At 62.4% G+C, this 20,781-nt stretch carries 20 protein-coding genes; 11 read left to right on the plus strand and 9 right to left on the minus strand.

Translation table 11 applies throughout. The features are described 5' to 3' along the window. Nucleotides 1-10: 10 nt before the first annotated feature. Together HCN58_RS12410 and HCN58_RS12415 are read left to right on the plus strand one after the other, a co-directional pair. On the plus strand, nucleotides 11-994 hold the full coding sequence (locus HCN58_RS12410; protein ID WP_171579677.1) for a TRAP transporter substrate-binding protein: 984 nt from the start codon (nucleotides 11-13) through the stop codon (nucleotides 992-994). Between the two features lie 75 nt (nucleotides 995-1,069). Further along, entirely contained in the window at nucleotides 1,070-1,996 is a 927-nt protein-coding gene (locus HCN58_RS12415; RefSeq protein ID WP_171579678.1) for a dihydrodipicolinate synthase family protein, read from the plus strand. A gap of 4 nt (nucleotides 1,997-2,000) precedes the next feature. On the opposite strand, the gene HCN58_RS12420 is transcribed toward HCN58_RS12415, so the two are convergent. From HCN58_RS12420 to HCN58_RS12435, 4 genes are all read right to left on the minus strand, one after another. Continuing rightward, nucleotides 2,001-2,909 (minus strand): hydroxymethylglutaryl-CoA lyase, encoded by a 909-nt coding sequence (locus tag HCN58_RS12420; protein WP_171579679.1) that lies wholly within the window; start codon nucleotides 2,907-2,909, stop codon nucleotides 2,001-2,003. Next, nucleotides 2,906-4,915, minus strand: a complete 2,010-nt coding sequence (locus HCN58_RS12425; protein WP_171579680.1) for an acetyl/propionyl/methylcrotonyl-CoA carboxylase subunit alpha — start codon at nucleotides 4,913-4,915, stop codon at nucleotides 2,906-2,908. Before HCN58_RS12425 ends, HCN58_RS12420 begins: the two co-directional genes overlap by 4 nt. A 2-nt stretch (nucleotides 4,916-4,917) precedes the next feature. Next, complete coding sequence (locus HCN58_RS12430) at nucleotides 4,918-6,522, minus strand: carboxyl transferase domain-containing protein (RefSeq protein ID WP_171579681.1); 1,605 nt, start codon at nucleotides 6,520-6,522, stop codon at nucleotides 4,918-4,920. A gap of 102 nt (nucleotides 6,523-6,624) precedes the next feature. Further along, a complete protein-coding gene (locus tag HCN58_RS12435; protein WP_171579682.1) occupies nucleotides 6,625-7,797 on the minus strand; it encodes an isovaleryl-CoA dehydrogenase in 1,173 nt (390 codons plus the stop codon). A 181-nt stretch (nucleotides 7,798-7,978) separates the two neighbouring features. Between HCN58_RS12435 and HCN58_RS12440 the strand changes: the two genes are divergently transcribed. Together HCN58_RS12440 and HCN58_RS12445 are read left to right on the plus strand one after the other, a co-directional pair. Next, the gene (locus HCN58_RS12440; RefSeq protein WP_171579683.1) at nucleotides 7,979-8,647 is read left to right on the plus strand and encodes a TetR/AcrR family transcriptional regulator; all 669 of its coding nucleotides are present in this window, start codon (nucleotides 7,979-7,981) and stop codon (nucleotides 8,645-8,647) included. A gap of 7 nt (nucleotides 8,648-8,654) precedes the next feature. Beyond that, on the plus strand, nucleotides 8,655-9,152 hold the full coding sequence (locus HCN58_RS12445; protein ID WP_171579684.1) for an Lrp/AsnC family transcriptional regulator: 498 nt from the start codon (nucleotides 8,655-8,657) through the stop codon (nucleotides 9,150-9,152). A gap of 49 nt (nucleotides 9,153-9,201) precedes the next feature. Here HCN58_RS12445 and HCN58_RS12450 read toward each other — a convergent pair whose 3' ends face one another. Then, on the minus strand, nucleotides 9,202-9,507 hold the full coding sequence (locus HCN58_RS12450; protein WP_065729490.1) for an ETC complex I subunit: 306 nt from the start codon (nucleotides 9,505-9,507) through the stop codon (nucleotides 9,202-9,204). A 229-nt stretch (nucleotides 9,508-9,736) separates the two neighbouring features. On the opposite strand from HCN58_RS12450, the gene HCN58_RS12455 reads away from it, so the two are divergent. Continuing rightward, a complete protein-coding gene (locus HCN58_RS12455; RefSeq protein ID WP_171579685.1) occupies nucleotides 9,737-10,885 on the plus strand; it encodes an OpgC domain-containing protein in 1,149 nt (382 codons plus the stop codon). 25 nt (nucleotides 10,886-10,910) lie between these two features. Here HCN58_RS12455 and HCN58_RS12460 read toward each other — a convergent pair whose 3' ends face one another. After that, entirely contained in the window at nucleotides 10,911-12,728 is a 1,818-nt protein-coding gene (locus HCN58_RS12460) for a carbamoyltransferase family protein (protein WP_171579686.1), read from the minus strand. A 336-nt stretch (nucleotides 12,729-13,064) separates the two neighbouring features. Here HCN58_RS12460 and HCN58_RS12465 point away from each other — a divergent pair, with 336 nt between their 5' ends. Beyond that, entirely contained in the window at nucleotides 13,065-13,346 is a 282-nt protein-coding gene (locus HCN58_RS12465; RefSeq protein ID WP_171579687.1) for a hypothetical protein, read from the plus strand. Between the two features lie 128 nt (nucleotides 13,347-13,474). On the opposite strand, the gene HCN58_RS12470 is transcribed toward HCN58_RS12465, so the two are convergent. From HCN58_RS12470 to HCN58_RS12480, 3 genes are all read right to left on the minus strand, one after another. Next, nucleotides 13,475-14,482: an amidohydrolase family protein gene (locus tag HCN58_RS12470; protein WP_210265981.1), complete on the minus strand. Its 1,008-nt coding sequence runs from the start codon at nucleotides 14,480-14,482 to the stop codon at nucleotides 13,475-13,477. Between the two features lie 123 nt (nucleotides 14,483-14,605). Further along, nucleotides 14,606-15,382, minus strand: a complete 777-nt coding sequence (locus HCN58_RS12475; protein ID WP_171579689.1) for a cyclase family protein — start codon at nucleotides 15,380-15,382, stop codon at nucleotides 14,606-14,608. Between the two features lie 47 nt (nucleotides 15,383-15,429). Next, a complete protein-coding gene (locus HCN58_RS12480) occupies nucleotides 15,430-16,413 on the minus strand; it encodes a fumarylacetoacetate hydrolase family protein (RefSeq protein WP_171579690.1) in 984 nt (327 codons plus the stop codon). Nucleotides 16,414-16,501: 88 nt separating this feature from the next. Between HCN58_RS12480 and HCN58_RS12485 the strand changes: the two genes are divergently transcribed. The 5 genes from HCN58_RS12485 to HCN58_RS12505 are packed head-to-tail and all read left to right on the plus strand — an operon-like array spanning nucleotide 16,502 to nucleotide 20,467. Continuing rightward, the gene (locus HCN58_RS12485) at nucleotides 16,502-17,425 is read left to right on the plus strand and encodes an ABC transporter substrate-binding protein (RefSeq protein ID WP_171579691.1); all 924 of its coding nucleotides are present in this window, start codon (nucleotides 16,502-16,504) and stop codon (nucleotides 17,423-17,425) included. 11 nt (nucleotides 17,426-17,436) lie between these two features. After that, nucleotides 17,437-18,135 (plus strand): GntR family transcriptional regulator, encoded by a 699-nt coding sequence (locus tag HCN58_RS12490; protein ID WP_171579692.1) that lies wholly within the window; start codon nucleotides 17,437-17,439, stop codon nucleotides 18,133-18,135. Nucleotides 18,136-18,138: 3 nt separating this feature from the next. Next, complete coding sequence (locus HCN58_RS12495; RefSeq protein ID WP_171579693.1) at nucleotides 18,139-18,942, plus strand: ABC transporter ATP-binding protein; 804 nt, start codon at nucleotides 18,139-18,141, stop codon at nucleotides 18,940-18,942. Further along, on the plus strand, nucleotides 18,939-19,703 hold the full coding sequence (locus HCN58_RS12500) for an ABC transporter permease (protein ID WP_171579694.1): 765 nt from the start codon (nucleotides 18,939-18,941) through the stop codon (nucleotides 19,701-19,703). Before HCN58_RS12495 ends, HCN58_RS12500 begins: the two co-directional genes overlap by 4 nt. Next, a complete protein-coding gene (locus tag HCN58_RS12505; protein ID WP_171579695.1) occupies nucleotides 19,700-20,467 on the plus strand; it encodes an ABC transporter permease in 768 nt (255 codons plus the stop codon). The genes HCN58_RS12500 and HCN58_RS12505 overlap by 4 nt, the downstream gene beginning before the upstream one ends. The last annotated feature ends 314 nt before the right edge of the window (nucleotides 20,468-20,781 follow it).

The raw sequence follows: 20,781 nt of genomic DNA on the forward strand, positions 1-20,781 counted from the left end.
GAGCCTCGCCATGTCACTTTCACGTCGCCGCTTCCTTGCCGCCAGCGCCACCGTGCCGCTGTTCGCGCCGTCGCTGGCGCTGGCGCAAGCCAAGGAATTCCGCCTCGGCCTGATCACGCCCAATGGTCATTCCTGGAACAAGGCAGCGCTAAAACTCGGCGACGATCTCAAGGCCGCCACCAACGGCCGCCTGACCATGACGGTGTTTCACTCCGGCCAGCTCGGCAACGAGCCGGCGATGATGCAGCAATTGCAGTCCGGCGCGCTCGACATGGGCTTCATCCAGGCCGCCGAGCTCGGCTCGCGCGTGCCGCATATCGCGGCGATCAATGCGCCCTACATCGTGCGTTCGACGCCGTCGGTCGCCAAATTCGTCCGCCATCCCGCCGCGATCAAGCTGTTCGACGTACTGCCGCAGGAAACCGGAACGATCGGCCTCGGCTGGGGCATCACCGGCATGCGCGCCATCTTCTCGTCGAAGGACCTGACGTCGCTCGCCGATATCAAGGGCATGAAGCTGCGCATCAACCCGACGCCGGTTTACCGCGATTTCTATTCGTCGCTCGGCGCGGCACCGACGCCGATCCCGACGCCCCAGGTGTTTGATGCGATGGCGAACGGCCAGGTCGACGGCCTTGAGGCGGACCTGGAATTCTCCTGGAACCAGCGCTTTGACAAAGTGTCAAAAGTCATCCTGCAGATGAATGCCGTCTTCATGCCGATGGCAGCCGTCGTCTCCGGCCGCGTCTGGCAGTCGCTGCCGGCGGCCGACCGGGAGCTGATCACCAAGACCGTTAGATCCACGCTCGATGCGCAGATCGACGAACTGGCCGGCAATGAGCCCAAGCTGATCGAGAACTTCAAGAGCGCGCCGATCCCGATTCGCCAGGTCCCGGCCGGGGATACCGAAGCGGTCATCGCCGAATTCGACAAGATCTGGCTGCCCAAGGCCCCTGTTCTTGCCGAGCTGCGAAAAGTCGGCGCGACGCTCTGATCCCACGCCTATCGCCTTCATGCAAAGCCCGCGGATGCGCCAATCCGCCGGAACAATTCCAATTGGAGCCAAACAATGAGCCCACGCATTTCCTGGGAAGGCGTCTTCCCGGCCGTCACCACGCAGTTCAATGACGATCTGTCGCTCAATATCGATGCGACCGCAAAAGTCATGGACGGCCTGATCCGCGACGGCGTTTCCGGATTGATCGTTTGCGGGTCGGTCGGCGAGAACACCTCGCTGGAGCGCAAGGAAAAGGTCGCGATCATGGAAGCCGCGAAATCCGTTGCAGCGGGTCGCGTGCCCGTGCTGTGCGGCATCGCCGAGTTCACCACCGACTTTGCCGTCGAGACCGCCAAGGAAGCGGCGCGCGTCGGCATCGATGGCGTCATGGTGATGCCCGCGCTGGTCTATTCCTCCAAGCCGCACGAGACCGCCGCACATTTCCGCGCCGTCGCCAGCGCGACCGATCTGCCGGTGATGCTCTACAACAATCCGCCGATCTACAAGAACGACGTGACGCCGCACATTCTCGCGAGCCTCGCCGATGTCGAAACCGTCGTCTGCTTCAAGGATTCCTCCGGCGACACGCGGCGCTTCATCGACACCCGCAACATGGTCGGCGATCGCTTCGTGCTGTTCGCCGGCCTTGACGATGTCATCGTCGAGAGCGTCGCGATGGGCGCAGTCGGCTGGGTGTCGGGCATGTCGAATGCCTTCCCGCGTGAGGGCGAGACCTTGTTCCGCCTTGCCAAGGCGGGACGCTATGCCGAGGCGATGCCGCTCTACGAATGGTTCATGCCGCTGTTGCACCTCGATGCGCGCCCGGACCTCGTCCAGTGCATCAAGCTTTGCGAGCACATCATGGGCCGCGGTACCGCGTTGACGCGTCCGCCGCGGTTGGCGCTGCTGCCGCATGAGAAGGCAGAGATCGAGACCATGATGGCGAAAGCGTTGAATAACCGGCCGGTGCTCCCGAATGTCGGACTGAAAGCCGCGTAAGCGGCTACTTCCCTGCCCGCGCCTTCGCGTTCAACGCTGCCGCCACGCGGCTGACCGGCGGACGCCCGATCAGCCCACTGACGACATTTGTCGCCGCGACCAGCTTGGATATGTCGACGCCGGTTGCGATCCCCATGCCCTCGAGCATGTAGACCACATCCTCTGTCGCGACGTTACCCGTCGCGCCGGGGGCGTAGGGACAGCCGCCGAGGCCGCCGGCGGCGGAATCGATCACGCGGCAGCCTTCCTCCATCCCGGCATAGAGATTGGCGAGCGCCTGCCCATAGGTGTCGTGGAAATGCATGGCCAGATTGGCCCTCGGGACGTGGCCGGCAACTGCGCGCAGAAGCTGCCGCGCTTTCAGCGGCGTGCCGACGCCGATAGTGTCGCCGAGCGAGATTTCGTAGCAGCCGAGATCCCACAGCATTTTTGCGACGTCGACGACCGCCTGCGGCTTGATCTCGCCCTCATAGGGGCAGCCGAGCACGGTGGAGATGTAGCCGCGCACCCGGACGCCATCCGCCTTGGCGCGGGCCAGCACCGGCTTGAATCGCTCGATCGATTCCGCGATGGAGCAATTGATATTGGCGCGCGAAAAGCTTTCCGACGCGGCGGCGAACACGGCAATCAGCCTGGCGCCCGCTGCCTGCGAAGCCTCGTATCCCTTCTCGTTGGGTACCAGCACCGGCAGTTCGCAATCCATATGGTGGCTGACACTTTGCAGCACTTCGGCCGAGCCCACCATCTGCGGAATCGCCTTGGGCGAGACGAACGCGCCGACTTCCACCGCCTTGAGCCCGGCGCCGATCAACGCCTCGATGAAGGCGATCCGGTCGGCGACGCTGATCGGGGTTTTCTCGTTCTGCAGCCCGTCGCGCGGGCCGACCTCGACAATGTGGACGCGGTCGCTCATGATGCCGCCGCCGGTTCGATTTCGGCGAGCTCGACGCCTTCGCCGACGATATCGCCGACCTTGCACCTGATTTTCGTCAACACGCCCGCAAAGGGCGCGCGCAGGGTCTGCTCCATCTTCATGACTTCCAGCGTCAGGATCGCCGCGCCCTTCTCCAGCGTCGCGCCTTCCTCGGCCAGCAGCGCCACCACGGTCCCCGGCAGCGGCGCTACGATCTTGTCCTCGCCAACCAGCTCCTCGGTCTCGCCGCCGAACGGATCGACCCAATGCAGGTCAAAGCGGCCGTTCCGGGTGCGCAAATAAAGCTCATGGCCTTCGATCACGGCCGTGACGCGCGATTTTACGCCGTCGATCGTCAGGTCAAAGCTACCGACATCAATGGGCGAGGTCGTAAAAACGAACTCATGCTTGCCGATGGTCAGTTTCGACGGACCGTCGCCATAGTGCAGCGTCACCTTGTGTTCGCCGCCCTGCCCCTGACGGAACGAGAACACCCGCTTCCGCTCGCCAACCGGCATCCAGCCGAACGTCTGCCAGGGCGAATGCGCTTCCTTGCGCGCGACGTTCTGCTCATCGACAACGATCGCCGCTACCGCGGCGCAAAGCTCGAGATCCCCTGCTGGCCCGGCGGATTCCGTCAGCTTCTTCAACTCGCGCTCGATGAAGCCGGTGTCGATGGTGTTGGCGCGAACGCTCGGATGTGTCACCAGCGCCGACAGGAACGGTATGTTGGTGACGATGCCTCGGATGTCAGTCTCTTCCAGCCCGCGGTTGAGCCGCTCGATCGCCGCCTGCCGGGTCGGCGCCCAAGCGATCACTTTTGCTAGCATGGCATCGTAGTAAGGCGACACCGCATCGCCGTCGCGATAACCGGCGTCGATGCGCAGGCCGTCGACGGCGTGGGGCGTACGCCAGGTCCTGATCCGGCCGACCGAGGGCATAAAATTCTTCTGCGGATTTTCGGCATAAACCCGCGCCTCGATGGCGTGGCCGTTCAGCTTGATTTCATCCTGCGCCAGCGGCAGCTTTTCCCCGAACGCGACCCGTAACTGCCATTCGACGAGATCGACGCCGGTAATGAGCTCGGTCACGGGATGTTCGACCTGCAGGCGGGTGTTCATTTCGATGAAGAACACTTCTTTGCCGTCGGAAACGAATTCGATGGTGCCGGCGCCGACATAGTTCACGGCGGCCGCTGCCTTGCGCGCGGCGGCGCAGACTGCTTCGCGTTGCTTGGCGTCGAGCGTCGGTGACGGCGCCTCCTCGATCACCTTCTGGTGCCGCCGCTGCAGCGTGCATTCGCGCTCCCAGAGCGAGAGCAGATTGCCATGGCTGTCGCCGACGATCTGCACCTCGATGTGTCGGGGGTTTTGCACGAATTTTTCGATTAGCATGCGATCGTCGCCGAACGCCGCCTTGGCCTCGCGCTTGGCGCTGACGATCGCCGCCGCAAGCTCGCCGGCCGAATTGACCACGCGCATGCCGCGCCCGCCGCCGCCGGCGGACGCTTTCACCAGCACGGGAAAACCGATCGCATCAGCGGCTTTTGCAAGTATCGCCTCGTCCTGGGACTCGCCGTGATAGCCTGATACCAGCGGCACGCCAGCCTTTTCCATCAGCGCTTTCGAGCCGGACTTTGAGCCCATCGCCGTCATCATCTCGGCGGTAGGCCCGACGAACACCAGCCCGGCATTCAGACAGGCCTGCGCGAATTCGGCATTTTCAGACAGAAAACCGTAGCCGGGATGCACGGCCTCGGCGCCGGTCTGGCGCGCGGATTCGATCACGCGGTCGATATTGAGATAGCTGTCGCGCGCCCGCGCCGGTCCGAGCAGCACGGCCTCATCGGCCATGGCGACATGCATGGCGTCGCGGTCGGCCTCGGAATAGACGGCGACGGTGCGCAGCCCCATGGCACGCGCGGAGCGGATCACACGGCAGGCGATCTCGCCGCGGTTGGCGATCAGGAGGGTGCGAAAGCGCCGGTAAAGTTTCGAGCGGTCCATCGTCACATCCTGAACAGGCCAAACTTCGTGGGTTCGATTGGCGCATTGGCCGCCGCCGACAAGCCAAGGCCGAGCACCAGCCGCGTGTCGGCAGGATCGATGACGCCGTCGTCCCACAGCCGCGCGGTGGCATAATACGGATTGCCCTGGCTTTCATACTGAGCACGGATCGGCGCGCGGAATTTCTCTTCCTCTTCCGCCGACCAGGTCTCGCCCTTGGCCTCGATATTGTCGCGACGGACCTGGCTCAGCACCATCGAAGCCTGCTCGCCCCCCATCACCGAGATGCGGGCATTTGGCCACAGCCAGAGAAAACGCGGAGAGTACGAGCGCCCGCACATGCCGTAATTGCCCGCGCCATAGGAGCCGCCGATCACCACCGTGAATTTCGGCACGCCAGCGGTGGCGACCGCCGTCACCAGCTTGGCGCCATCGCGCGCGATACCGCCGGCCTCGTATTTCTTGCCGACCATGAAGCCGGTGATGTTCTGCAGGAACACCAGCGGGATGTTGCGCTGGCAGCACAGCTCGATGAAGTGCGCACCTTTAAGCGAGCTCTCGCTGAACAGGATGCCATTGTTGGCGATGATCCCGACCGGATAGCCCCAGATGTGCGCAAAACCGCAAATCAGCGTCGTGCCGTAGAGCTTCTTGAATTCGTCAAACTCCGAGCCGTCGACGATCCGCGCGATGATATCGTGCACGTCGAACGGTTTTCTGCCGTCGGCGGAGACGACGCCGTAAATGTCCTCGGCGGGAAACAGCGGCTCCCGCGGCTCGCGCATGTTCAGCACCGCGCGCGTCGGCTGCTTCAGCGTGGCGACGATGCGCCGGGCGATCCCGATCGCATGGGCATCATTCTGTGCATAGTGGTCGGTGACGCCGGAGTGGCGGGAGTGCACGTCGGCGCCGCCCAGCTCCTCGGCGGAAACCACCTCGCCTGTCGCCGCCTTCACCAGCGGCGGTCCGCCGAGGAAGATGGTGCCCTGGTTGCGCACGATGATGCTCTCGTCCGACATCGCCGGCACATAGGCCCCGCCTGCGGTGCACGAGCCCATTACGATTGCGATCTGCGGAATGCCCTGGGAAGACATCTGCGCCTGGTTGTAGAAGATGCGGCCGAAATGCCGCTCGTCCGGAAAGATCTCGTCCTGCATCGGCAGGAAAGCACCGCCGGAATCGACCATATAGACGCAGGGCAGATTGTTCTGCCGCGCGATGTCTTGCGCGCGCAGATGCTTCTTCACGGTCATTGGGTAATACGTGCCGCCCTTAATGGTTGCGTCGTTGGCGACGATGACGCATTCGCGGCCCGAAATGCGTCCCACCCCGGTAATGACGCTGGCGGAATGGACATCGCCGCCGTAGAGGCCGTTGGCGGCGAGCGGTGACAATTCGAGAAAGGCGGTGCCGGGATCGACCAGCAGATCGACGCGTTCGCGCGCCAGCATCTTGCCGCGCGAGGTATGCCGCTTGCGCGACGCCTCGCCGCCGCCGCCGGAGACCACCTTCAGCTTCTCGCGCAGTTCGGCCACGAGACTACCCATCACGTCGGCATTGCGGGCGAACTCTTGGGATGCGGGATCGATGGTGGAATGAAGCGGCATGATCGGCGTTTTCTTTGGGTGCTCAGGAGCCGTTGAGATGGTCGGAACTGCGCCTTCGAAGGGGACGCGACAGCCTGTACCATCTTCGGCCGAATGTGAAGTTCAGGCGGTCTTTTCGAACAGCTCCCGTCCGATCAGCATCCGGCGGATTTCGCTGGTGCCGGCGCCGATTTCATAGAGTTTGGCGTCGCGCAAGAGACGCCCGGTCGGGTAGTCGTTGATATAGCCGTTGCCGCCGAGCAACTGGATCGCGTCGAGCGCGCACTGCGTCGCCTTCTCGGCGGCATAGAGAATCGCACCGGCCGCATCCTCCCGCGTGGTCTCCCCGCGATCGCAGGCTTTTGCAACCGCGTAGACATAGGCCCGTGACGCGTTCATCGTGGTGTACATGTCGGCGATCTTGCCCTGCACCAGTTGAAAGGAGCCGATCGGCTCGCCGAACTGCTTGCGCTCGTGTACGTAGGGCAACACCACGTCCATGCAGGCCTGCATGATGCCGATCGGGCCGGCCGCCAGCACCGCGCGCTCATAGTCGAGGCCGCTCATGAGCACGTTGACGCCGCGGCCGACCTCGCTCAGCACATTCTCTTCGGGAACTTCGCAATCCTCGAACAGCAGTTCGCAGGTATCGGAGCCGCGCATGCCGAGCTTGTCGAGTTTCTGCGCGGTGGAAAATCCCTTCATGCCCTTTTCGATGAGGAAGGCGGTGATGCCGCGCGGGCCAGCATTGGCGTCGGTCCTGGCGTAGACCACCAGCGTGTCGGCCACGGGGCCGTTGGTGATCCACATCTTGTTGCCGTTCAGCACAAAGCGGTCGCCCTTTTTGTCAGCGCGGGTTTTCATTGAGACCACGTCGCTGCCGGCGCCCGGCTCCGACATCGCCAGCGAGCCGACATGCTCGCCCGAGATCAGCTTGGGCAAATACTTCCGTTTCTGCGCCTCATTGCCGTTACGGCGGATCTGGTTGACGCAGAGGTTGGAATGCGCGCCATAGGACAGGCCGACGGAGGCTGACGCCCGCGAGATTTCTTCCAGTGCGATGCAGTGCTCGAGATAGCCGAGCCCGGCGCCGCCATATTCCTCTTCCACCGTGATGCCGTGCAGGCCGAGCGCGCCGATCTTCGGCCAGAGGTCGCGCGGAAACTGATTGCTGCGATCGATTTCGGCCGCGCGCGGCGCGATCTCGTTTTGCGAGAATGAGTGTACCGTCTCGCGAATTGCGTCCGCGGTTTCGCCAAGATCGAAGTTGAGAAGCAGCGCCCTGTTTGAGGCCATCATTTCCCCCGATGTCTTTGGAATTAAACGATCATACGTTTTTTTAACAGCATCGCAAGCGGAACCTGTTACGGCGCAAATGAGTGCAGCACGCGATTGAAATTACTATCTTTTCGTGTCACAATTATACGATCGCTTGCTCGTTTCCGCGGCGATGAACGCCCCACATCCATGAGGCTCAATGGCGCGAACGATCGGCTCACACGGCCCCAGCACGATGGAGGCGATCCGCAAGGCCGGGCTGCGCCTGATCTTCGAGCACGGTTACGCGGCGATGAGCCTGCGCCAGCTTGCGGCTGAAGTCGGGATACAGTCGGGCTCGCTCTACAACCACATCTCGACCAAGCAGGAATTGCTGTTCGTGCTGGTACGGGACCACATCAACGAGCTGTTGCGCCAGCTCGATCGTGCCCTGCAGGGGAAGCAACAGCCGGCCGACAAGCTCCGTGCCTTCGTCGCGTTTCACGTCAGCTACCACATGACCAGGAAGCGCGAGGTCTTCATCGCCAATTCCGAGCTGCGAAGCCTGGAGCCGAAGAACTACGAGGCGATCGTGGCGCTGCGCGGCGCCTATGAGCGGCGGCTGGCGGAAATTCTCAGCCAGGGCGTGGCCGAAGGCGAATTCGAAGTCGTGGACATCCAGGTGGCGACCTTTGCGATCCTGTCGCTCCTGACCGGCCTCACGGCCTGGTATCGGCCCGGCGGGAGGCTCACCAAGGAGGCGATCGTCGCCGCCCATGAGAAGCTGGTGCTATCGGGCGTCGCCCCGGGCGCGACGCCTGAGCGGGCGCGAACCAGGCGTGCGCCCTCCCCTGACGTCACGGCTCGCGACAAGCCGGAGGGCGGATGAGGTGCCGATGACGGAACGTCAATCCCTTGATGAATTCGACCTGAAAATCCTGTCCGAGTTGCAGAGGGATGGCCGCATCCGCAACAATGAACTGGCTGACAGGGTTGGCCTCTCGGAGCCTCCGTGCCGGCGGCGCGTTCGGTCGTTGCGCGAGCGCGGCTATGTCAGCGCTATCAGAGCCACGCTCGACGAAAAGCTGCTGGGTTACGAGGTTATTTCCTATGTATTGATTCAGTTGCAGAGCCAGGCTCAGGCGACGTTGCAGGCGTTCGAAAAATCGATCGCGGCAATACCGCTGGTCCAGCAGAGCTGGCGCATTTCGGGCGACGCCGACTATCTGCTCAAATGCGTGGCGCGAAACGTCGAGGGCATGCACCAGCAGCTTCTGCAATTTTCAGCGATGCCCGAGGTCCGCAACATCAGGACCTTCCCGGTGCTTGGCGTCGCCAAGGATGAGCCGCTGCCGCTACCCGGCGATCCCTCGGCATCTGACCCGGCACAATAGCCCTCGCCCGCAACGCCTCGCGCGGCTGCAAAGCGGGCCTGCCAGGCTCCTAATGAGTCCAGGGCTCGACGCGCTTGAAGGCGAAATTATCGGCGTAAGCGGCCGGCCGGCGCGCCGAATCCTTGGGCTCAATCACCTGATAGGCAATGCCCTTGCGCTCGCAATAGGCGATCGCGTCTTCCTTGGTGTCGAACCGTAAGGTGAGCTGCTGCTTCATGTCGGAGGACGAGGTCCAGCCCATCAGGGGCTCGATCGCCCGGGGCTGCTCGGGCTCGTAATCGAGCTGCCATTCCTGGGTCTTGGCCCTTCCCGATTGCATCGCGTTTTTGGCAGGCTTGAAAATGCGGGCGGTCATTGGATGGTCGGGTCCTCAAGCGGTATGCGACATGGAAGCGTTTGGTGGAAACGGTCGGGATAGTATAGAGACACCTTTCAGGAATTTGATCGGTGATTCCAGAAACCCGGATGTACCATTTTCGTACCGGTATAGTCATTATGCCGTACTGTGACAATCTAGGGCTATCCAGCGCCCGGGACCCTGTCCTGCGGCGCGATCTCCCCGAAAGCATCACGAAGCGGCGCCCATGAAAATCAACGCCACCCTGCCAGACAAAGGACGCGACCTCCGGCTCGACCTGTTTCGCGGGGTCGCGAATTGGGCGATCTATCTGGACCATATCCCCGACAATATCGTGAACTGGATCACCACCCGCAATTACGGGTTTTCCGACGCCGCTGACCTGTTCGTTTTCATTTCCGGCTATACCGCCTCCTTCGTCTACGCCCGGATGATGCTGGAGCGCGGTTTCATCGTCGGCGCCACGCGGCTGACCAAGCGCGTCTGGCAGCTCTATGTCGCCCATATCATCCTGTTCGTGATCTATATCGCCTCGATCAGTTATCTTGCATTGCGCTTTGGCGACTCGGAGCTGGTCAATGACTTCAACGTCGTCGGCCTGATCGATAACGCAACCGAAACGCTGCGGCAGGGACTGTTCCTGAAGTTCAAGCCGGTCAATCTGGACGTGCTGCCGCTCTACATCGTGCTGATGGGCCTGTTCCCGCCGGTGTTGTGGATCATGCTGCGCCAGCCCAACTGGACCATGCTGGCCGCGATCGTGCTGTGGTTGGTGTCCCGTCAAACCGGCTGGAACCTGCCGGCCTACCCGCAGGGCACCTGGTACTTCAACCCGTTCTGCTGGCAGGTGCTGTTCGTGTTCGGCGCGTGGTGCGCGCTCGGCGGTGCCCGCAAGAACCTCGCCATCATCAACGCGCCGGTCACGCTGTATCTGTGCATCGGCTACCTGATCCTGGCGCTGGTCATGACTATGGCCGGCCGGTTTCCGACCTTCGGCGAGATGTTCCCGCATTGGCTGTATTCGATGTTCAACCCGAACGACAAGACCAACCTCGCGCCCTACCGCTTCCTGCATTTCGTGGCGATCGTGATCCTGGTGATCCGTTTCGTGCCGAAGGAATGGCCGGGGCTGGAGTGGAGGATCTTCGATCCGCTGGTGGTCTGCGGCCAGCAGTCGCTCGCCGTGTTCTGCGTCGGCGTGTTCCTGTCGTTCGTCGGCCATTTCGAACTGTCGATGAGCTCAGGCTCGCTGTTCGCGCAGATCTTCGTCAGCGTGACCGGCATCGCGATCATGACCATCGTGGCCTATTACATTTCCTGGTCGAAGCGGCAGGACAAGCCGCTGAAGACGCCGCCGGCGCCGAAAGCCGCCTGAGCGGCTTTCGGTCCGAAACAAACGATCAGGCCGGTTGCGCAGTCGAAGCCACCAGCGTCCGCACGTCGGTGTAGATATTGACCAGCGGCGCGACCACCTTGTGCATCGCGTTCTTCGACACGATCGTGTCGTGGATGACCAGGTGATCGACGCCGGTGGTCAAAAAGCAGTTCACGGCATCCTGCGGCGTTTCAACGATTGGTTCGCCCTTGATGTTGAATGAGGTGTTGATCAGCACGGGAACGCCGGTCAGCGCCTCGAATTCCTTCAGCAAGCGATAAAGCATCGGGTTGGTTTCTTCGCGCACAGTCTGGACACGAGCCGTGCCGTCGACATGCACGATCGCCGGAATCCTGTCCCGCCATTCGGGACGAACCGGCTTGGCGATCAGCATGAAGGGCGAGTCCTCCTCACCTTCAAAAATTTCCTTCATGCGCTCGGCCAGCACGATCGGCGCGAATGGCCGGAACGCCTGCCTGTGTTTGACCCGGCTGTTCAAGATGTCCTTCATCCCGGGCTTGCGTGGATCGGCCAGCAGGCTGCGGTTGCCGAGCGCGCGCGGCCCGAATTCCGAGCGGTCCTGAAACCAGCCGATCACCTTCTGGTCGGCGAGCAGTTTGGCGGTGTCGCGGCAGACATTGTCGCTTCTGATGGTATCGACCTGGATCCGCACCAGAAATTTCCGCAACTCCTTGGCCGCATCCTGGTCGCTGTAACGCCTGCCGACATAGGCGTGGTCCATGACGAAGGCGCGGCGTTGCTTCAGGATTTCGAGCCAGCCGTAATAGGCGCAGCCGATTGCAATGCCGTCATCGCCGGCCGCGGGCTGGATCCAGACGTTCTCGAAGCCGGCCTCGCGGGCGAGGCGCCCATTGGCCACGCAATTCAGTGCAACGCCGCCGGCCATGCACAGATTCGTCGCGCCGGTGGTTTCGCGCAACCAGCGGGCGCGGGCGAGCAGCACATTTTCGGTGTCGTCCTGCGTGCGCCAGGCCAGGTCTTCCCAATGCCGCATCGCGGGGTGCTTTTCCCAATTGCCGGCGACGTCGAAGACGTAAGGTTGCTTGAAGTCGGCAGCGTTCCAGTGCGGCACCTGCAGCTTGCCGTCGTCGGTCAGTTCGAGCAGATGCTTGAATTGATCGCGGCGGCCATAGGGCGCCAATCCCATCAGCTCGCCGCATTTGTTCCAGTCGCCGAAGATATAAGTCGAGGCGCGGCTGTAGAGCGCGCCGAGCCCGGGCATGGTGTAGAATTCGTCGCTGAGGAAGCCGCGGTCCGGCTCCATCCAGACCTTTTTTAGGCATTCCAGCGTCGTGCCGCTGAACTTGTAGTAACTCTCCGATTCGCGTGCGAGCGGCGTTGCCGTGTCGCCCGCGGGGAAGGATTCCATGACGTCGGACCGGTAGCTGCCGACACCATCGACGATCATCACGACGCCGTCCTCAAACGGCGACACCGCGAACGCGCTGTAGGCGTGCGCGAGGTGATGGGAGATCGTGACCACCTTGTCCGAATGCCTCAGATAAAGCGGATGCTTGGCTGCCGCGTCGCGCTCGAATTCCGGCAGGAAGCCTGGCGCGTCGAAATAGACCAGCCGCTCTTCCATTTCCGGGACCGGCAGGATGTAGCAATTACGCACCACCAGATCGACGTCATCGAGCGTAATGCCTTCGGCTTCGAGACAATAATCGATCACTTCCTTGTAGAAGCCCGAGGCGTGCTTGGCCCGCGTGATCCGCTCCTTGGCAATCGCAAACGCGATGGCGCCGTCGCGCAACAGGCAGGCGCTGACATCATGGTCATAGGTGTTCAGGCCGAGGACATAAGTGTGTTTTTTGGACATGGGTACTCGTCAGGAGAGGATCATCTTGCGCTGAGAAATGGAGATCGTGTCGACATCAAGTTGCTGGCGTGGCTTGCCGCAGCTTCTTTCGAATTCTGCGGTGCACAATCATCAGTATTCATGAAGCATTCAGGAAGATGAACGGCACAACGCAGAAATCCTCAGCAGACTTGACTGTAACTTGACCTTACCTTCCCTTCTCAATAAAGTCCTCACAGCCCGAAAGAACCTTAGTGAAAATATTGTCTTAGCGCATCTGAACCGATGGCTTGCTCAAGCGTCTAAGTGAGATAGCGCCGAAGTTCAGATGTTCGGAAGTGACCGGGAGATCCTCGAATGGCTAAACGCTACAATGTCCTGACCCGCTGCCTCGCAGCCTTGGCTTTGTTCTTCGTCTACTTCGTCAGCACGTCTGCTGTTCTGGTAGGCGCGACGACATCGCCGGCGCAGGCGTACCGCGGCGGCAGAGGTTATGGCCGCGGCTTCTATGGTGGGCGAGGCTATGGCAGAGGCTGGGGCCGCGGTCGCGGCTATGGTTTCTATGGCGGTCCCGTTGTCGTTCGGCCGGGCCCGCGCTGCTGGTGGAACCCCTACGGCGTTCGCGTCTGCAGGTGGTGATCTAGGCTCGATCGCCGTCACAAGAGACACGATCGAGGACGATGTTTGGGCGTGCCGGAAAACCGGCGCGCCTTTTTCTTTTGGCGAGTCGGTACGTCCCACGACGAACTGCCTCGCCTGCTTCCGATCTAGCTAGCCAGTCTTGGGATCAGCTTGAGCGCATTGCCGCGGTCGATCGCCGCTATCTGCTCGTCGGTGAACACGCCCGCCTCGCGCAATCCCCTGACATGATCGATACCGGTCCGGTAGGGGAAATCCGTGCCGAACACGATCTGCGAGGGCGGGATGATCGCCGCCAGCGCCGACATCGCGCTTCGATTGGACGTCTGGGCAGTATCGTAGAAGAAACGTTTCAGCTCCGTGAGCGTGCCGTCAGGCACGGTATCCTTGACCTTCGGCACCAGCAGCGGATGGCGGACGAAGCGCTCGATCAAGAATGGCATGGTCCCGCCGGCATGCGAGAAGATCCATCGGATGTCGGGAAAGCGCCGCGCGTTGCCGGAGAACACGATGTCAGCGATCGTGCGCGTCGTGTCGGTGCCGAATTCGATCATGACGGGCGGCTGCGTCGGCGCTAGGTTCACGCAGCAATTGGCCGCGGTGGGATGGGTGTAGACCAGCGCCTTGCGGCGATTGAGCTCCTCCATGACCGGCAAGAACAGCGGATCGCCGAGCCACTTGTCGCCGTAGCTCGTCATCAACGCGATGCCGTCGGCCTTGAGCGTGTCGAGCGCATAGGCGAGCTCACGCAGGCTGACTTCCGTGTCGGTGAGCGGCAGCATCGCGAAATTGCCGAACCGCCCCGGATGATCCGCGATCAGCTTTGCGGCATATTCGTTCGACTCGCGGCAGAGCCTTCGTGCCGTATCACCCTTGGTGAAATTGACCGCGGGCGTCGTGACCGACAGCATCGCGGTAGCGATACCGGCCTTGTCCATATCTGCGAGCGATTTTTCGATGCTCCAACTCTTCATCAAGGGATCGCCGAAGCCGCTGTCGTTCGACGCGGTCACGTAGGTCGGCGGCGACAGATGATGGTGAACGTCGATCCGGAATGGCTTTGCGTCGGCGGTTTGTGCCCCTGCCCGGCCGCCACCGACCGCGGTTGTGAGCGCCAGCGCGCCGGCACCGAGCATGAAACTGCGCCGGGTTGGCGCGGCGAACGACGAACTCGATTGACCACAGCAGAAACATCCCCGCAGCGGGGCCGTCCGCAAATCCGCCATTCATTCTCTCCGTCTTTTTTGTTGTCGCGTGCTTCAGCCGTCGAGAATGGCGACCGCGCGGGTCCAGCCTGCGGATGCGCGCTCAATCTTCACCGGGAAGCACGATACCATGAAGCCCGTCGACGGCAGTTGCTCCAGATTGTGCAATTTCTCGAGGTGGCAATAGCCGATGTGACGGCCGGCCTTGTGGCCTTCCCAGATTAAACTGGCGTCCTTGGTCTCGGCATACTTCTTCGCCGTGTAGACGAACGGCGCATCCCAGCTCCAGCCGTCGATGCCGGTCAGCCGCACGCCGCGCTCCAACAGATACATCGTCGCCTCGTAGCCCATGCCGCAGCCGGAGGTGACGTAGTCCTGCCGCCCGTATTTTTCGCCCGCGCTGGTATTCACCACCACGATCTCCAGCGGCGACAGTGTGTGCCCGATACGCTTGAGCTCCGCCTCAACATCTTTGGCGGTGGCGACATAGCCGTCCGGCAAATGCCGGAAGTCGAGTTTCACGCCCGGCTGAAAACACCATTCCAGCGGCACCTCATCGATGGTCCAGGAACGCTCGCCGCGATTCATGGTGGGATGGAAATGCCAGGGCGCATCCAGATGCGTGCCGTTGTGGGTCGAGAGCGATACCTGCTCCACCGCCCAGCCCTGGCCATCGGGCAGATCTTCCGCCTTCAAGCCCTCAAAGAACTGCAGCATGCGCGGCAGGCCCTGCTGGTGATCGATATACTGGATGGTCGGGTGGTTGCCGGGCGGATCGGCCGGCACGTCGTTTTGCAGGGGGACGGAAATGTCGATCAATCTGCGCGCCATGGCGTTTCCTCACTTGATGTTCTTCTTGTTGACGTGGTCGCGCGAGGCTACTGCCGCTCGACCCGGTTCTTCAAAATGCCGATCTTTTCGACTTCGAGCTCGATGGTATCGCCGTGTTCGAGATACCAGCCGAGTTCGAGTCCGCAGCCGTTACCGACAGTGCCGGATCCGATGAACTCACCGGGCATCAGGGTCTCGTCCTTGGTGACATGGGCGATGATCTCCTCGAACGAAAACAGCATTCCGTCGGTCACCCCTTGCGAGCGCATCCTGCCATTGACGCGCACTTCCATCTTCAATTTGTAGGGATCGCCGATTTCGTCCGGGGTGACGATCCACGGACCCATCACGTTGCCGCCGTCAAAGCTCTTGCCTTTCGCCGGCCCTAGCCGCCCTTCCATTTCAATGCGCTGGGCATCGCGCGCCGAAAAGTCGTTGAAGATCGTATAGCCGAAGATGTGGTCTTTGGCTTTGGCGGCGGAGATGTTGGCGCCCTTGTTCTTTGTGATGATGCCGAATTCCAGCTCGTAATCCATTACCTGGCTGTAGCGCGGCCATTTCACCGTGGTGTTGGTGCCGCGGACGCTGAAGCGGTTGGTGATGTAGTAGATCGGCTGCTTGCGATAGACCTCCGGCAGTTCGCCGAGCGGCTCGGCCTCGATCCGCGCCAGCTCGGCCATGTCGCCTTTGGCGCGCGCGGCGAGCTTGAGCTGCCCGCGCGGGGCCTGCAGGATATGCAGCGGGAACGACATGCCGTCCCGCATCTGCCGCGGCTCCGGGATCGGCGCAAGTACCTCGGCCATCTCGGTCTTGACGGACAAGCTTTCGTCCTTGCCGTGCTTGTCGAACACCCTCGCCGCCTGTTCGAGGGCGGCGTCGCCGGCGTCGATCAATGCCAGCATCGATGCGAAGGCCGGATTGGCGCCCCCGCTGCCGTTAGCAGCGGCTGCGAGATCGAACAGAAGCGTATCGCCCCCATGCACGATTCCGATCTTTTCCTGACCGCGGGATTTGAATGTCGCGAGTTTCACTGGATGCACCCCCTTGTCTTCTGCTGAAATATATGATCAAAAAAAATATCGATAAACAAGAGAGAAAAATGTGAGTGGGGAGAACACCGTGAAAAAGGTCGTTGCCGCCCTTGCGGTCAGCGTGGCGCTGACCGGCACCGCCTTTGCGCAAGCCAAAATCCAGGTCGGCTGCACGGCGACTTCGGACTGCGCCTCGGCAATGATCGCGATCGACGAGGGCATTTTCAAAAAGCACGGGCTCGAGGTCGAGATGACGCCGATCGGCATCAACTCGAACATCCCGGCGGCGATCCTGTCGAACTCGATCCAGATCGGCGGGCCGACCTCGACGGTGTTTTTACAGGCCGTCGACGGTGGGCTCGATCTCGTCGCCATCGCCGGCGCGACCGTCATGAGCCCGGTGTCGAACGGCAACATCACCGCCTTCGTTCGCAACGGCATCACCATCAAGGAGCCGAAGGACTTTGTCGGAAAGAAAGTCGGCGCGCCCGGGCTGAACGCCTTCCTGCACGTGCTGTTCGTGAAATGGCTGGTGGAAAAAGGCGTCGATCCCAAGAGCGTTAATTTCGTCGAAGTTACCTTTCCGACGATGGCTGATATCATTAAGTCCGGCGGCGTCGACGCCGTGCTGACCGCTGAGCCGCTGGTGACTCGGATGACCAATGCCGGCCTTGGTTCGGTCGGCGCGCGCTATGCGGTCGAACTGGCGCGCACCGATCCAATCATCTTTTATGCCGCTTCGCGCGAATGGGCGGAAAAGAACGCCGCGGCAGTCAAGAAATTCCGCGAAGCGCTCGCTGAATCTGCCGTCATCGTCAACAACGACCGCGAAAAAGCCTCGAATTCGATTGCCAAGTTCACCAAGCAGCCGATCGAACTGGTCAAGGCGACGCCGCCGAACCGTTCCGAACCGGCGTTGAAGCCCGAGCAGCTCTCCTGGTGGATCGAGGTGATGTCGTCGCAGAAGATGCTGCAATCCAAACTCGACACATCGAAGCTGGTCCTGAAATAACTATTAGCGCGATGCCTGCTTCCGAACACCAACTGAACCGACCGGTGACCGAGGCCGCCACCTTGAGCGAGCGCGCGGCCATGCTGGTCGAGCAGGACATCCTGGCTGGCCATCTGGCGCCGGGATCGCGGCTCGGCATCGTCGACCTCGTGCAGCGCTACGAGATCGGCGCGACGCCGCTGCGCGAGGGCCTGTCACGGCTGATGTCACGCGGGCTGATCGTCGGCATTGGGCAGCGCGGCTTTCGCGTCGCTGACATCAGCCGCGAGGATCTGCTCGATATCACCTGCATGCGCACGGCGGTCGAGGTCGAAGCCATCAGGCTCGCCATCATCCATGGCGACGACGTGTGGGAGGCCGGCATCGTCAGCGCGCTGCACCAGATGCGCCGGCACATCGAGCGTACCGGCGATGAATTCCGCGAAGGTGCGGAGGATTTCGACCGCCTGCACAAGGGCTTTCATACCGCGCTATTGGCGGCGTGCAGCTCAAAACGCCTGCTCGCAGCCCATTCCGATCTCTACGACCAGGCCTATCGCTACCGCCGCGTAATGATGCGCTCCTTCGACAGCGGCAAGAAGTTCGTCCGCGCGCACCAGTTGCTCGCCGATCGGGTGATCGCACGCGATATTCCCGGCTCCCAGGCCATGCTGGAAGCGCATCTGCGCTCGACGCTCAATTTCGTCTATCCTCCCGGCAGCGAGAGCTGAACCATGGCAAGCGCCGCAAAACGCCTCGACGTCGTCCCTGGCACACCCGCACCGCAAGTCAGCTTTGAGGCGGTCACGCTGCAACTCGGCGGCAAAACCATCATCGAGAATCTGAGCCTTGGCGTGCGTCCCGGCGAATTCCTCTGCATCATCGGCGCCTCCGGCTGCGGCAAGACCACAGCGCTGCGTCTGGCGGCCGGTCTCTACCAGCCGACCAGCGGCAAGGTGAATTTCGACGGCCAGCGGATGCGCGAGCCGCGCCGCGAGATTGCGATCGTGTTCCAGGACTACGGCAAGGCGCTGCTGCCGTGGCGCACGGCGGCGGGCAACGTCTCGCTGGCGCTGGAAGCGGGCGGCATGCCGTCGGCCGAGCGCCTTGCCCGCATCGAGGAACTGTTGCGTACCGTCGGCCTGCCCGGCCATGCCGGCAAGTACCCGTCCGAAATGTCCGGTGGCATGCAGCAACGCCTGCAGATCGCCCGTTGCCTGGCGCAAGAACCGAAGACGCTGCTAATGGACGAGCCGTTCGGCGCGCTGGACGCCATGACGCGGCAGGGTTTGCAGGACGAGGTGTTGTCGCTGGTGGCGGCGAGCGGCGCCACTGTGATCTTCGTGACTCACGACCTCGAGGAAGCCATCTATCTCGGTGATCGCGTAATCGGCCTGTTGCCGCATCCCGGACGGATCGGCATCGAATTGGCGGTCAACCTGCCGCGGCCGCGCGATCAATTGTCGACCCGGGAGCATCCGGAATTCCTACGGCTGCGGCGGCAATTGTTCGATTTCATCAAGGCCACCGAGCAGTGAGGGCCAGTTCCGCCAAGGCGCTCGTGCTGCCGCTCGCCGTACTAGTGGCGTTCGAAGTCTGGGCACGCGCAATCCATCTGCAGAGTGACAGCCTCGCGCCGCCGAGCGAGATCGTGATGGCGCTGTTCGGCGCCTTCGCCGATCGCTCGATCCTGGCGGCCACGCGCGATACGCTGTTTTCAGCTGTCGCGGGGCTTACGATCGGCACCATCATCGGCCTTGCCCTCGGCATTGCGTTCGGGATTTCGGATACGCTCGATCGCCTGATGGAAGTGACCGTCGAGGCGATCCGGCCGATCCCCTCGATCGCGCTGTTGCCGATCGCGCTGATCGCGCTCGGCTTCGGCTACCGCATGGAAATCGTGATCGTGGCGTTCGCCTGCGTCTGGCCGGTCCTGATCCTCTCCCGCGCGGCCGTGCGTAGCATCGAGCCGCGGCTGTTGGAGGTAGCGCGTGCGCTGCGGCTGCCGCCGGCACAGCGTGTCTGGAAGATCATCATCCCGGCGGCGCTGCCGCGGATCTTCGTCGCCTTCCGCCTGTCGGCGGGCATCGCGCTGATCGTCGCCGTGACGGTCGAAATCGCGATCAACCCGCTCGGCCTCGGCGCCGGCATCATGCTGGCGCAGCAGGCGCTGCGCCCCGACCTGATGCTGGCCTATCTGGTCTGGATCGGCGCCATCGGTTATGCGCTGAACGTCCTCATGGTCGTCGCCCAGAACCGCCTGTTCGGCCGCGCCGCCGTGAGCGGAGACGGCACATGAACCGCGCGGCTCTCCTCTGGCGCATGGCGAGCTTTGCGATTGCGGCTGGCTTCGTCGCGCTATGGCAACTGATCGCCAATTTGAACCTGGTCTCGCCGGTGTTCCTGCCGGGACCGGACCGGGCCTGGACTGCGCTGGTGCGCGGGTTTTCCTCCGGCGATCTCTGGAGCAAGCTCGCCGGCACGCTCGAACACATGGCCTATGGCTGGCTCGCCGCCTCCATTGCCGGCATCGCGATCGGCGCGATCATTGGATCATCGCGGATGATGCGGACCTATGTCGCGCCGTCGCTGGAGTTTTTGCGGCCGCTGCCGGTCTCGGCAATCATTCCGGTGGCCATCGCCATGCTTGGGCTGACGCAGGCGATGGCGCTGTTCGTGATCGCCTTCGGTGCGATCTGGCCAATCATGCTGGCGACCATCCACGGTTTTGCGGCGGTCGAGCCGCGGCTCTACGAGGTCGCGCGGTCGCTGCAGATGTCACGCCTCGCTGTGATCTTCAAGATTGCGCTGCCCTCCGCCAGCCCCGACATCCTCGCCGGCATGCGCCTCAGCCTGACCGTGGCGCTGATCCTGTCGGTCGTGTGCGAAATCCTGGCCGGCCTCGACGGGCTTGGCCATTGGGTTCTGCTGTCCGCTCGCGCGTTCCGCTCGGCCGACCTGTTCGCCGGTGTCATCCTGCTTGGCGTCACCGGTTACGTGACCTCGGTGGCGATGTCGCTGGCGGAGCATCGGCTATTGGCGTGGCAAGCGGCGCAACGGTGATCGCCGGCAGCCGAACAGTTGCGGCTACGTATCTGCGACAGGCCGAACCGAAACCTCCGGCTTCTTTGACGCCGTCATAAGGCGCCGCCAACCCCGACCGATTGAGCGCCACAACGCTCGGAGACTGAAGGTGACGAGCACCTCATGGTGCCGCATCCCCTTGCCGCCCTTGACCAGCCCGAGATCGCGAATGATGCAATACGTCCCGCTACTCATGCGGGCGAACTTCGCATCTCGAAAATGATTGCGCACACGCGACAACATGCACGCAGCATGCACCGCGGATCGATTTCGTCAATCTTGACGGTCGCCGA

Origin of the sequence: Bradyrhizobium australiense (assembly GCF_013114825.1) — a bacterium.
Taxonomy (GTDB): Bacteria; Pseudomonadota; Alphaproteobacteria; order Rhizobiales; family Xanthobacteraceae; genus Bradyrhizobium; species Bradyrhizobium australiense.